Here is a 12220-nt window from a genome sequence, read left to right on the forward strand (position 1 = left end):
ACCGCCGCCCCGCCGCACGAGAACCCGCCATGAACGTCCAGCTCAACCACACGATCGTCTGGTGCCGCGACAAGCATGCGTCGAGCCGCTTCCTCACCGAACTGCTGGAATTGCCGCCGCCAACGCCGTTCGGCGCGATGCTGGTCGTCGCGCTCGACAATGGTGTGTCGCTCGATTTTTATGAACAGGCGGGGGAGATCCGGTCGCAGCATTACGCGTTCCTGATCGACGAAGCCGGCTTCGATCGCGTGCTCGCCCGCATTCGCGAACGCGGACTGTCGCACTGGGCCGATCCGGCGAAGCGCCAACCTGGCGACATCTATCGCCACAACGGCGGACGCGGCGTGTATTTTGACGATCCGGACGGTCACTTCCTCGAAGTGATGACTCAGCCGTATGGGCTGAACCGGTAGCGCGGCAGGCCGGCATTGCGCCGGCCCGGATGACACGGCGCGGGGTGTCGCCCGATTGCGGACGAAACCCGGCCGATCGTCAGACTGTCGCCGGCTGCCAGCTACCGTTACCCGGCTACTCGGCGGCGGCCGTCGTCTTGCGCGGCCGGCGCGCGCGCGGTGCCGCCTTGCGGGCCGGTTTCTTCGGCTTGGCGGCGGCCGGCGCTTCGGCAGCACCTTCGGGCGTCGCGTCGACCGGCGCGACGTCGTGCGACGATTGCGCGGCCTCGTCCCGAGCGCCGGACGCGCGAAGCGCCGGTTCGGCTGGCGCCGCCGCGTGCCGCTCGTCATGCGCTGCATCGCGATGCGATTCGTCCCCCCGCTGGCCGGGCGCGTGCGCATCGCCACCGTGCGTCGCATCGCTCTGCGCAGCGGCGTCCGGCTTGCCGGCCGCGGGGCGACCGGCACCCTTCGCGGCCGCGCCCTTCTTCGCGCCGGTCTTCTTCGCCGCGCTCTTGCGCGCACGCTTGCGGCCATCCTTCGCGTCGCCGTGCGCTTCGGCCACGTCGGGCGTGGCGGGCGCATCGGGTGTTTCGGCCGGCGTCGCATCGGCAAGCTCGGCAAACTCCGCGTCTTCCGCGTCGTCCGCCTCGACCTGCGCGCTTTCATGGACAACTGCTTGCGCACGCTGCCCGCGACGGCGCCCCTCGCGGCCAGCCGGCACCGACTCCGCCGCGCGCGTACCGTAGTGGCCGCCGTGGTGTGCCACGCCGCCTTCACTCCCTGCGGCAACGTGCTCGGCTGCGGCCGACTGACGAGCCCGCGACACGAACGCGCCCGACTTGTCGTCGCGTCCCACTTCGAGCAGCCCGCGCGCCTGCGCCTCGTCGAGCAGGTTGCCGAACGCGCGGAACCCGTAGTACGACTCGTTGAAATCCGGCTTGCGGCGCTTGATCGCGCTCTTGAGCACCGACGCCCAGATCTTGCCGACGTCGTCGCGCTCCGACGCAAGCGCGTCGAACGTCTCGACCGCGAGCGCGATCGCCTCGGCCTTGCGCGCATCCATGTCGTGCTTGCGCGACGGCTCGTCGGGCCGCTTCGCGCCGCCGTTGCCCGCGCGCTGCTGCTGTTCGCGCTTCGCGAGCGCACGCTGCTGCTCGCGCACCAGGTCGTCGTAGAAGATGAATTCGTCGCAGTTCGCGACCAGCAGATCCGACGTCGATTTCTTCACGCCGACGCCGATCACCTTCTTCGCGTTCTCGCGCAGCTTCGACACGAGCGGCGAAAAATCCGAATCGCCGCTGATGATCACGAACGTATCGACGTGCGACTTCGTGTAGCAGAGGTCGAGCGCGTCCACGACGAGCCGGATGTCGGCCGAGTTCTTGCCCGACTGGCGCACGTGCGGGATCTCGATCAGCTCGAAGCTCGCCTCGTGCATCGACGCCTTGAAGCCCTTGTAGCGATCCCAGTCGCAATAGGCCTTCTTCACGACGATGCTGCCTTTCAGCAGCAGGCGCTCCAGCACGGGCTTGATGTCGAATTTCTCGTACTTCGCATCGCGCACGCCGAGCGCGACGTTCTCGAAGTCGCAGAACACGGCCATGCTGACGTTGTCCAGGGGTAATGCCATGTGTACTCCAACCGGTGGGCCGCCGCGTTATTCACACGTAGCGGCGAAAAATGCATCGCGCACATGATAGCCGGTCGGCGCGTCATTCCCGCATCCGTGTGAATGAATGAACGCCGGTGCGCCGCGGGCCGGTACGCCCGCAGCCGGTACGCCCGCAGCCGGTACGCCCCTTATTACACACCCGCCGCCGGGTCGATTCGACATTACACTTGAGTTATCGGTCGTCCGTCCCTATCTGGATGGATGACGCATCGAGCAAGGAGCGGTTTCATGACGACGAAGGTACTGCTGATTGGCGCGACCGGCCGGACGGGCCAGGCCTGCGCGGATCTGCTGCTCAAGCAGCCGGAGTTCGAGGTCACGGCGCTCGTGCGCCGGCACGGCTATGCGCTGGCGGGCGCAAGGGTCGTCGAGGCCGATCTGACGAACGATTTCTCGCACGCGTTCCAGGGCATCACGCACGTGATCTACGCGGCCGGCTCGGCGGAATCGGACGGTGCGACCGAAGAGGAGCAGGTCGACCGCGACGCGGTCGCCCGCGCGGCCGGCTACGCGCTGGCCTACAACGCGCAGAAGCTCGTGGTGGTCAGCTCGCTGTCCGCGTACCGGCCCGAGCAGGGCCCGGACGCGCTGCGCCACTATTCGCAGATGAAGCGCGAAGGCGACGACCGCGTGATCGCGTCGGGCGTCGACTACGTGATCCTGCGTCCGGGCCCGCTCACGGACGATCCGGGCGTCGGCAAGATCGCGCTGACCGACCGCTGGCTCGAGCCGGCGCCGCCCGTATCGCGCCAGGATGTTGCATGGGCCGCGATCGAGGCGATCAAGCTCGGCATCTCGCGCAAGATCGTCGGCTTCGTCGGCGGCAGCGTGCCGATCGAACAGGCATTGCGCGCGTAACACGTCGTGCGCGCCGCCCGAAAGGGCGGCGCATGCCCGTGCCGACGGCCCGCACGACGGGCCGTTTTCACACGCCGGGCAGCCGCTTACTGCTTCGGATGCGCGTCGGCCCACGCCTTCACGGCAGCGAGCGTGTTCTCGACGTGCTTGTCGGGCGACAGGCTCGTGTATTCGTAGAGAACCTTCCCTTCCGGCGAAATCACATAGGACACGCGGTTCGCCCGGTCGAGCGCCGGCAGCTTCGCGTCATATTCGCGGATGATCTTCGCGTCCGGGTCGGCCGCCACCGGGAACTTGCTGCGGCACTCGCTCACCGAGAACTTCGTCAGCGTGTCGATGTTGTCGGCCGACACGCCGATCACCGTCGCGCCGTAAGCCTTGTAACGGTCGACCGCATCCGCGAACGCATGCGCCTCGATCGTGCAGCCCTTCGTGAACGCCGCCGGATAGAAATACAGCACGACCGGCCCCTGCTTCAGTGCGTCCGCGAGCGAGTACGTGTAAATCTTGCCGCCCAGCGACGCCTGCGTCGTGAAATCGGGCGCCGCGGCGCCCGGCTTCAGTTCCGCCTGCGCCAGCAGCGCATGGCCGGCCACCAGCGCCGCCATGGCGCCCAGCAACAGTTTTCGCTTCATCTGCGTCCTCATTTCTTATAAAGTCAGCCTCGATGCAGGCCACTCAGGCGTTCGCCTGTCGAACACCAGCCTCGTTGATCCGGACCGCGACAGCGCCGCCCGCGGCCGGCCCGTTAAAGATTTCTGACAGTCTGCCGTTATTCCTTCCGGACAACCGGTTCCAGCCCTTCACGTCAGCGAGAAACATGGAAGCCAACAGGAAACAGACGTCACGCAAGGGCTCCTGGCGCAGCGCCTTGCATACGCTGCGACGTTTCGCTCGGTCGGGCGGCGCGCTGATGCCCGCGCGCGCCGTCGCGCCGCGCCGCGACGACTCCGTGCGCAACTGGCTGGAACAGACGGTCGGCACGGTGGATTTCCTCGCCCACGTCGACCGCGAGCTGCGCTTTCTGTACGTGTCCGACGCCAGCCTGCGCTTCATCGGCTACCACCGCGACTACCTGCATACGCTAACGTTGCGCGACCTGATCGCCGAACAGGATACCCCGGCGCTCGAAGGCCTGCTCGCCCGCGCCGCACGCTCCGGCCAGGTCGAGAAGGCGACGATGTGCATCGTCAAGTCGCTCACCTACCCGCTGGACGTCGAGATCCGCGCGTTCAAGAGCCGCCACCACGGCGTCGACGGCTTCGCGATCGCGGCGTTCGACGTGTCGTCGTGGCGCGCGCTCGAGGCTCGCCTGACGTACGAAATGCACCACGACCCGATGACGGGGCTCGACAACCTGTCCGCGCTCGTGCCGGCGCTGATGGCCGCGCAGCAGACGGCCGACGAGGACGGCACCTGCGCGGCGCTGCTGCTCGACCTCGACGACTATCAGCGGATCAACCGCGCGCTCGGCTATGACGCCGGCGACATGCTGCTGCGCGAGACCGCGCAGCGGCTGAAGGCGCTCGTCACGCCGAACGAGCGGCTCGCGCGGGTCGCGAGCGACAAGTTCGCGGTCGTGCTGGGCGCGGCGGACCGCGCGCAGGCGAGCCATGCCGCCGATGCGCTCGCACGCCGGCTGCAGGCCGCGGTGCGCGAGCCTTATGTATTCCAGGGGCAGACCGTGCACCTGTCCGCGAGCATCGGCATCGCGCTCTATCCCGACGAACGTGCCGCGCCGCACCGGGCGCAGCATCACAGCCCGCTGCTGCGCCGCGCCGACCACGCGCTCGCGCAGGCGAAGGCGTCGGGCGGCAACGCGCTCGCATTCCATGCGCCCGTCGACGATCCGGCCGACGCCGAACGGCTCAAGCTCGAGGCGGATCTGTACGACGGCGTGCGCAACGGCGAGTTTTCGCTCCATTTCCAGCCGATCACGCGCAGCCAGTCGGGCGCGGTGGTCGGCGTCGAGGCACTGATCCGCTGGCGCCATCCGGTGCACGGCCTCGTGCCGCCGGCCACCTTCATCCCGCTCGCCGAATCGATCGGCCTGATCAACTACCTCGGCAACTGGGTGCTCAAGGCCGCGTGCATGCAGCTCGTCGCCTGGGACGGCCAGGGGCTCGCGCTGCAATATGTGGCGGTCAACGTGTCGCCGCAGCAGTTCCGCGACCCGCGCTTCACGCAGAGCGTGCGCGAGGCGATCGCGCTGACCGGCATCGACCCGCGCCGCATCGTGCTCGAAATCACCGAAAGCCTGCTGATGCACGATCCCGCGCACGCGAAAATCCTGCTCGAGGAGCTGACCGGTCTCGGCATCCGCTTCGCGATCGACGATTTCGGCACCGGCTATTCGAGCCTCGCCTATCTGCAGCGCTTCCCGCTCGCGAAGCTGAAGATCGACCGCAGTTTCGTCGAGAACCTGCTGACGTCGCGCAACGACCGCGCGATCGTGTCGGCGGTGGTCGGCCTCGCGCAAACACTGGATCTCGAGCTCGTCGCCGAAGGCGTCGAGACCGAGGCGCAGCGCGCGCTGCTGTCGGAGATGGGCTGCAATCACATCCAGGGCTGGCTCGTCTGCCAGGCGCTGCCGTCCGAGGAGCTCGCGCGGCGCTTCGAGGCGCAGCAGCTGCACCTGCACGCCGCCGCCTGACGCGCGCGGCGAACCGAACAGATCCGTATGTCAACCACCGAATACCTGCCCCGCACCGCGCTGCTCGACAAGCTGTGGGCCCGGATGAACGAACGGGGCGATTTCCCGCTGCTGTCGGAATCGCTGCGCGCGACGATGGCCGCGATGAAGAACGACGACCTCGACTTCACCGCGCTCGTGCGCGTCGTGCTGTCGGACTTCGCGCTCACGCAGAAAGTGCTGCGGCTCGCGAACTCCGCGATGTACATGGCGTTCGGCGGCAACATCACCACCGTGACCCGCGCACTGATGGTGCTCGGCATGGACGCCGTCGGCCATCTCGTGGTCGGGTTGAAGCTCGTCGACCATTTCCATCAGAGCACGCCGCGGCGCATCGACGCGAAGCTGGCGCTGAACCGCGCGCTGCTGTCCGGTTGCGTCGCGCGCAAGCTCACCGAGCGCGCCGAACTGCGCTCGGGCGAGGAAGCCGTCGTCTGCACGCTGATGCGCCAGGTCGGCAAGCTGCTGGTGGTCTGCTATCTCGACAGCGAATGGGATCACATCCGCCGCCGCGCGGCCGAGTTGAACGGCGACGAATCGGCCGCCTGCGTCGACGTGCTCGGCGTCGGCTTCGACGAGATCGGTCTCGAAGCCGCCGCGCGCTGGCGGCTGCCCGACGTGATCCGCGCGGGGATGGCCAACGGAGATCACGCGGCGCACGCCGACGCGTTCGACGACGACGGCGACGCCCGCCACGCGGACCCGGCGGCAGACGGCGGCCCGGCCGACCGCATCCGCTGGCTGCGCGCGGTGAGCCGCTGCTCGACCGACGTCGCCGGCGCGCTCGTCATGCCCGCGAGCCCGCAGCGCGACGCGCGCATCGCGACGCTCGCGCAGCACTACGGCGCGGAGCTCGACATGGAATCCGACGCGCTCGTCGAGATCGCCGAGCGGCTCGCGCGCGAGGAAGCGAGCGACACCGTGATGCGCGAGATCGTCGAGCTGCGCGCGAACGCCGATGCGATCGCACGCGCGCAGGCCGCGCCCGAGGCCTGCCTCGAAGCCGGTCTGGCCGACCTGCGCGCGCTGCCGTCCGAGCACGTGCTGACGCCGGTGCTCGCGCTCGCGTCGGAAAGCCTGCTGGCCGGTCTCGCCTTCACGCGCACCGTGATGTTCGTGCGTCACGACGACGGCACGTTCGCCGCGCGCCTGGGCTTCGGCCCCGGCGTCGATACGGCGCTCGACCGGCTGCGCTTCGACGAACGCTTCGAGCCGGACGTGTTTCATCTCGCGATCTCGAACTCGGTGGGCATCTTCATCGAGCAGGCGCAGGAGCCGAAGATGATGAAGCGCCTGCCCGCGTGGTATCTCGACGCGTTCGACGACACGCGCGCATTCGTGCTGTTGCCCGTGCGCGTCGGCACGACGAGCGTCGCGCTGCTGTACGGCGACTGGGCCGGCGCGCAACCCGCACGCAAGATCTCGCAGCAGGAGATGGCGGTGCTCAACGAACTTGCGCGCGAGCTGGGGCGGTTCTTTCCCGCTCAGCCCGGCTGACGGCCGGCGCGCGTCCGGCGTTTTCGCTCCCCAAAAGAAAAACCCGGTCGCATCAGCGGCCGGGTTTTCTTTACAACAGCGTGCGCTCGAGCGATGCGCTTACTTGAGCGTCACGGGCACGCTGAAGTACTTCTTCGCGAGGTTGTCGATCGTACCGTCGGCCTTCAGGTCCTTCAGCGCCTGATCGAGCGCGGTCTTCAGCGCCGCGTCGTTCTTGCGCAGGCCGAAACCGACGCCCGAGCCGAGGATCTCGGCGTCGCTGACCGTGCCGCCCGCGAACGCGAAGCCCTGCCCTTGCGGCTTCGTCAGGAAGCCCTTCGAGCCGGCTTCCGAATCCTGGAACGTCGCGTCGAGACGGCCCGACTTCAGGTCGGCGTACGCCAGATCCTGCGTCTGGTACGGCACGACTTCAACGCCGGCCGGCGCCCACTTCTTCTTCGCGTACGCTTCCTGGATCGTGCCCTGCAGCACGCCGACGCGCTTGCCCTTCAGCGATTGCGGGGTCGGCAGCAGGCCGCTGCCCTGCTTCGCGATCAGCTGGTTCGGAATCGTATAGATCGGATCGGTGAACGCGATCGCGTGCTTGCGCTGCTCGGTGATCGTCATGTCCGAGTTGATCGCGTCGAACTTGCGCGCCTGCAGCGCCGGGATCAGGCCGTCGAAGTCGTTCTCGACCCACACGCACTTGGTCTTCAGCTTCGCGCACACCGCGTTGCCGATGTCGATGTCGAAGCCGGTCAGCTTGCCGTCGGGCGTCTTGTATTCGAACGGTGCGTACGAGGCCTCGACGCCGAACCGGATCTCCTTCAGATCCGCGGCAAACGCGCTGCCTGCCGCCATCGCCGATGCCGCCACCACCGCATGCGCGGCCACTTTACGCCAATCCAACTTCATCAGGTGTTCTCCTCGATACTCGAATGTTCCGGAACTACGGGCGCATGCATCATTGCAGGGTCGGATGACACCGACAATGCCGATGCGGCGCCGTGATGCGGCGCAACAGCCGCAAGGCCGCGATTGTACCAATCCGCGCGGCCCGATATGGCAAAGGGGCCACCGATGCGCGATGCTGCGCTGCGCGCCCGGCGGCCGCCACGCGCCCCGTCGAACTTGCAAGACGGTGTCGCAAATACGCAAGCGCGACACGCCCGCGGGCCGCGCGACGGGCGGGCGTTATCTCAAACATGAATGGGGCGCGAGACGATGCGCGGACCGCGAGTCGCCGCGGCCCGCACGATCGCGCATCGATCAGACGAGTGCGGCCAGCGTGTCGCGCGTCGTGTCGACGACGAGCAGACCGGCGCGCAGGCCGGGCTTCACGGTCGGGTTCGGAAACACGATCCGTTCCACGTCGTGCTTCACCGTATAGCGGTAGTCGCCGTCCTGCGCGAGCACGGTGCCGCGCGCGAACGCGGTGAAGTTCGCGACGTCGGCCGCGACGAACAACTCGAGCGCGTCGCTCTGCTTCGTGATCTGGTCGATCACCGTGAAGACGCGCGGCAACGTGGCACCGCCTTCCGCCCGCTCACCCGACACGAGCTTGCGCACCGCGCGATCGGCGGGCGCGAAGCGCGTCAGGTCGTTCTGGCCGAACGGCCGCACCTTGCCGAGCTCCAGCGTGCACGCGAGCGCGCCGCAATGCTCGGCGGTGAAATGCGAATACGTGTTGCCCTTCGCCGTATGCAGCAGCACGGCCGCGATGCGTGCATCGCCGAGCCATTCGACCATCGCGCGCGTGGGCGGTGTGCCCGTGTGCGGCAGCAGCGCGAACTGTTCGAACACCGATGCGCGAATCGCCGTGTGCATGTCGATATGCCAGCGTGCGCTGCCCGCCGGCGCCGCCGCGAAGAACGCGGATGCCGCCGCTTCGAGCTGCGCGGCGCGCGGCGCTTCGCGGCTCGCGGGCACCTGCGCGTGACGACCGCTGAACAGGCGGTTCAGGTCGTCGTCGAGATAGCGTTCGCCCGCGCGCATCGCCGGCACGTTGCCGAGCACGACGAGCAGCCGGCACGCGAGCGGCAGCGCACCCGCCGCGAGGTCGCGCACGAGCATCGACAGCAGCTCGATCGGCGCGGTCTCGTCGCCATGCACGCCGGCTGACACGAGCACGCTCGCACGCGCCGCCGCGTCGGCGGCTGCCGGCTCGAACGCGAGCAGCCCGTCGCCCAGCCATTGCCAGCGCACCGCGCCGCCCGCGCAGGCGCCGTCCCGTTCTGCCGGCGCCTCACCAGCGAGCGTGAACGCAAGAAAATCGTCGAGCAACGCGGCGGCCGGCATCCGTGCCTCAGCGCTGGAAGTCATACAGCGAACCGACACGCAGGATCTGCGTGAGCTCGTCGAGCGCCGTGCGCGATTCGTCGAGCAGCGCCGGATCGGCGAGGTCTTCCGGTGCGAGGCGATCGCGATAGTGCCTGTCGATCCACGCGTCGAGCGACGCGAACAGCGTGTCGTTGATCCACACGTTCGACGTAACGGCCGCGCGCTCCGCATCGTTGAGCACGACGCGCAGCCGCAGGCACGCGGGGCCGCCGCCATTCTTCATGCTTTCGCGCAGGTCGAACACGAGCACGTCGTGAATCGGGCCGTTGCCGGCAGCCAGTCGGTCGAGATAGGCGGCGACATTCGCGTTCTCGCGGCATTCCTGCGGCACGACGAGCACCTGCGAACCATCCGCACGCGACAACAGCTGGCTGTTGAACAGGTAGGACGTCACCGCGTCGTTCACGCTCACCGCCGCGTCGGGCACCTCGATCACGTTCAGGCGCGCACCGCGTGCGTCGAGCGCGGCGGTCAGCGTGTCGTAGATCGCCTGCTTGTTGACGAACGCGCGTTCGTGCGTGAACAGCGTGTCGCGGTTGCCGACCGAGATCACGTCGTTGTGGAACACGCCCGCGTCGATCACGTCCGGGTCCTGCTGCGCGTAGACCGTCGCTTCCTCCGCGAGCCCGTGGCGATGCGCGACCGCGCGGCTCGCCTCGAAGGTCTGACGTGCCGGGAAGCGCTTCGGCTCGGGGCCGCGACGGTATTCGGCACGGCCGTACACGAAGAATTCGATGCCCGGCTTGCCGTATTCGGCGCAAAAGCGCGTATGGTTCGCCGCGCCTTCGTCGCCGAGTGCCGGCGTGCCCGTCAGCGCTTCATGCACCGCGAAGTGCGTGGGGTCCGCGAACAGCGTCGACAGCGTGCGGCGCGTCGCTTCGTGCTCGATCGCGCGATGCAGCTTGCTGCACAGGTTCGCCGGCGTGAAGTGCACGCGGCCGTCGCTCGTGTCGGCCGACGGGCTGACGGTGGCCGCGTTCGCGGTCCACATCGCCGACGCCGAGCTCGCCGCGGCGAGCAACTCGGGCGCCTGCTTCGCGGCCTTCGCGATCACGTCCGCGTCCTTGCCGGAGAAGCCGAGCTCGCGCAACAGGCGCAGCGACGGCCGCTCCTGCGGCGGCAGCACGCCTTGCGCGAAACCGAGATCCGCGAGCTGCTTCATCTTGCGCAGCCCCTGCTTCGCGGCGGCCTTCGGGTTCGCGGCCGACTTCTCGTTGTTGAGCGACGCCACGTTGCCGAACGACAGCCCGGCGTAGTTGTGGGTCGGGCCGACGAGCCCGTCGAAATTGGCTTCTTGTGCGTTCATCGTCGCTCCCTCGATCAGAAATGCAGGCCCGGCGACAGGCTCGCGGGCAAAGTCAGTTGCGTGCTTTCCACCGACGCCATCGGATACGCGCAATAGTCGGCCGCGTAGTACGCGCTCGGGCGATGGTTGCCCGAGCGGCCCGTGCCGCCGAACGGCGCGGCGGACGATGCGCCGTTGGTCGGGCGGTTCCAGTTGACGATCCCGGCGCGGATCGTGCGGCGGAAGTGCGCCCATGCGTTCTCGTCATCGGCGAGCAGCCCGGCGGACAGGCCGAACGCCGTGTCGTTCGCGCGCTCGATCGCGTCATCGAACGTCGCGTAGCGGACGATCTGCGCGAGCGGGCCGAAATGCTCTTCGTCGGGCAGGTTCGCGACGCCCGTCACGTCGACGATCGCGGCATTCACGAAGCCGAGGCGCGGATCGCGCTGCGTCATCGCGATGATCGGCTTCGCGCCCTGCTCGATCAGGCGCGACTGCGCGTCGACCAGCTTCGCGGCCGCGCGCGCCGAGATCACCGCGCCCATGAACGGCTGCGGGTCGGCGTCGAACACGTCGGCCGTGATCTTCGACGTGACGTCGACGAAGCGCGCGAGGAAGCGGTCGCCGAACGCGCCCTGCGGCACGAAGATGCGGCGTGCGCACGTGCAGCGCTGGCCGGCCGACAGGAACGCCGACTGGATCGTGTGATGCACGGCCGCGTCGATGTCCTCGACTTCGCCGATCACGAGCGGGTTGTTGCCGCCCATCTCGAGCGCGAGCACGATTTCCGGACGGCCGCCGAACTGCTTGTGCAGCAGCGTGCCGGTGTCGGAGCTGCCGGTGAAGAACAGCCCGTCGATCTGGCGGTGATTCGCGAGCGCGATGCCCGTGTCCTTCTCGCCCTGCACGAGGTTCAGCACGCCGGCCGGCAGCCCGGCTTCGCTCCACACCTCGACCGTTGCGCGCGCAACGCCCGGCGCAAGCTCCGACGGCTTGAACACCACCGTGTTGCCGGCGATCAGCGCCGGCACGATATGGCCGTTCGGCAAGTGGCCGGGGAAGTTGTACGGGCCGAACACCGCGACGACGCCGTGCGGGCGGTGACGCAGCACCGCGACGCCGTCGGCCATGTCCTGGCGCTTCTCGCCGGTACGTTCCTGATACGCCTGGATCGAGATGCCGACCTTCGCCGCCATCGATGCGACTTCGGTGCGCGCTTCCCACAGCGGCTTGCCCGTCTCGCGGCCGATCGCGGTCGCGATCGCTTCCTTGCGTTCGGTGAGCAGCGCGGCGAAGCGCTTGACGATCGCGCAGCGGGCTTCGAAGTCGAGCGCCGACCAGCCGGCGAATGCGCGGCGTGCGCTCGCGACCGCGCGGTCGACGTCCGCCGCCGATGCGCTTTCGCCCTGCCACGCGATTTCGTCGGTGCCCGGGTTGCGCGACGCGAAGACGGGGCCCGAGCCTGCGACCCAGGCGCCGTCGATGAAGAGTTCCGTCATGAT

10 protein-coding genes are annotated in these 12220 nt (G+C 68.5%); 4 read left to right on the top strand and 6 right to left on the bottom strand.

From position 1 onward, the window contains the following. The first annotated feature begins 29 nt into the window (after positions 1-29). Complete coding sequence (locus HWX07_RS10195; RefSeq protein WP_175876239.1) at positions 30-413, top strand: VOC family protein; 384 nt, start codon at positions 30-32, stop codon at positions 411-413. A gap of 115 nt (positions 414-528) precedes the next feature. Here HWX07_RS10195 and HWX07_RS10200 read toward each other — a convergent pair whose 3' ends face one another. Further along, positions 529-2025, bottom strand: coding sequence for an NYN domain-containing protein (locus HWX07_RS10200; protein WP_175876240.1), 1497 nt, complete (start codon positions 2023-2025; stop codon positions 529-531). A 270-nt stretch (positions 2026-2295) separates the two neighbouring features. On the opposite strand from HWX07_RS10200, the gene HWX07_RS10205 reads away from it, so the two are divergent. Then, positions 2296-2925, top strand: a complete 630-nt coding sequence (locus HWX07_RS10205; RefSeq protein WP_175876241.1) for an SDR family oxidoreductase — start codon at positions 2296-2298, stop codon at positions 2923-2925. An 86-nt stretch (positions 2926-3011) separates the two neighbouring features. On the opposite strand, the gene HWX07_RS10210 is transcribed toward HWX07_RS10205, so the two are convergent. Beyond that, positions 3012-3560 (bottom strand): peroxiredoxin, encoded by a 549-nt coding sequence (locus tag HWX07_RS10210; protein ID WP_175876242.1) that lies wholly within the window; start codon positions 3558-3560, stop codon positions 3012-3014. Positions 3561-3838: 278 nt separating this feature from the next. Here HWX07_RS10210 and cdpA point away from each other — a divergent pair, with 278 nt between their 5' ends. Together cdpA and HWX07_RS10220 are read left to right on the top strand one after the other, a co-directional pair. Beyond that, positions 3839-5578, top strand: a complete 1740-nt coding sequence (gene cdpA, locus HWX07_RS10215) for a cyclic di-GMP phosphodiesterase CdpA (RefSeq protein ID WP_208457107.1) — start codon at positions 3839-3841, stop codon at positions 5576-5578. A gap of 27 nt (positions 5579-5605) precedes the next feature. Further along, positions 5606-7114 (top strand): HDOD domain-containing protein, encoded by a 1509-nt coding sequence (locus tag HWX07_RS10220; protein ID WP_175876244.1) that lies wholly within the window; start codon positions 5606-5608, stop codon positions 7112-7114. 99 nt (positions 7115-7213) lie between these two features. Here HWX07_RS10220 and HWX07_RS10225 read toward each other — a convergent pair whose 3' ends face one another. From HWX07_RS10225 to astD, 4 genes are all read right to left on the bottom strand, one after another. Next, positions 7214-8008, bottom strand: coding sequence for an ABC transporter substrate-binding protein (locus HWX07_RS10225; RefSeq protein WP_175876245.1), 795 nt, complete (start codon positions 8006-8008; stop codon positions 7214-7216). A gap of 354 nt (positions 8009-8362) precedes the next feature. Continuing rightward, a complete protein-coding gene (gene astE, locus HWX07_RS10230) occupies positions 8363-9391 on the bottom strand; it encodes a succinylglutamate desuccinylase (protein ID WP_175876573.1) in 1029 nt (342 codons plus the stop codon). 7 nt (positions 9392-9398) lie between these two features. Beyond that, positions 9399-10739, bottom strand: coding sequence for an N-succinylarginine dihydrolase (astB, locus tag HWX07_RS10235; protein ID WP_012328182.1), 1341 nt, complete (start codon positions 10737-10739; stop codon positions 9399-9401). A gap of 14 nt (positions 10740-10753) precedes the next feature. Then, positions 10754-12217, bottom strand: coding sequence for a succinylglutamate-semialdehyde dehydrogenase (astD, locus tag HWX07_RS10240; RefSeq protein WP_175876246.1), 1464 nt, complete (start codon positions 12215-12217; stop codon positions 10754-10756). Positions 12218-12220 lie beyond the last annotated feature (3 nt).

The sequence above is a fragment of the Burkholderia sp. BCC0097 genome (assembly GCF_902832985.1).
In the GTDB taxonomy this organism is placed as follows: Bacteria; Pseudomonadota; Gammaproteobacteria; order Burkholderiales; family Burkholderiaceae; genus Burkholderia; species Burkholderia orbicola.

Excerpts from the sequence above, each read along its gene's own strand:
- HWX07_RS10205 (WP_175876241.1), top strand. The coding sequence starts at position 2,296 with ATGACGACGAAGGTACTGCTGATTGGCGCGACCGGCCGGACGGGCCAG.
- HWX07_RS10210 (WP_175876242.1), bottom strand. The coding sequence starts at position 3,560 with ATGAAGCGAAAACTGTTGCTGGGCGCCATGGCGGCGCTGGTGGCCGGC.
- astE (WP_175876573.1), bottom strand. The coding sequence starts at position 9,391 with ATGCCGGCCGCCGCGTTGCTCGACGATTTTCTTGCGTTCACGCTCGCT.
- HWX07_RS10225 (WP_175876245.1), bottom strand. The coding sequence starts at position 8,008 with ATGAAGTTGGATTGGCGTAAAGTGGCCGCGCATGCGGTGGTGGCGGCA.
- HWX07_RS10200 (WP_175876240.1), bottom strand. The coding sequence starts at position 2,025 with ATGGCATTACCCCTGGACAACGTCAGCATGGCCGTGTTCTGCGACTTC.
- HWX07_RS10220 (WP_175876244.1), top strand. The coding sequence starts at position 5,606 with ATGTCAACCACCGAATACCTGCCCCGCACCGCGCTGCTCGACAAGCTG.
- astB (WP_012328182.1), bottom strand. The coding sequence starts at position 10,739 with ATGAACGCACAAGAAGCCAATTTCGACGGGCTCGTCGGCCCGACCCAC.
- astD (WP_175876246.1), bottom strand. The coding sequence starts at position 12,217 with ATGACGGAACTCTTCATCGACGGCGCCTGGGTCGCAGGCTCGGGCCCC.
- cdpA (WP_208457107.1), top strand. The coding sequence starts at position 3,839 with ATGCCCGCGCGCGCCGTCGCGCCGCGCCGCGACGACTCCGTGCGCAAC.
- HWX07_RS10195 (WP_175876239.1), top strand. The coding sequence starts at position 30 with ATGAACGTCCAGCTCAACCACACGATCGTCTGGTGCCGCGACAAGCAT.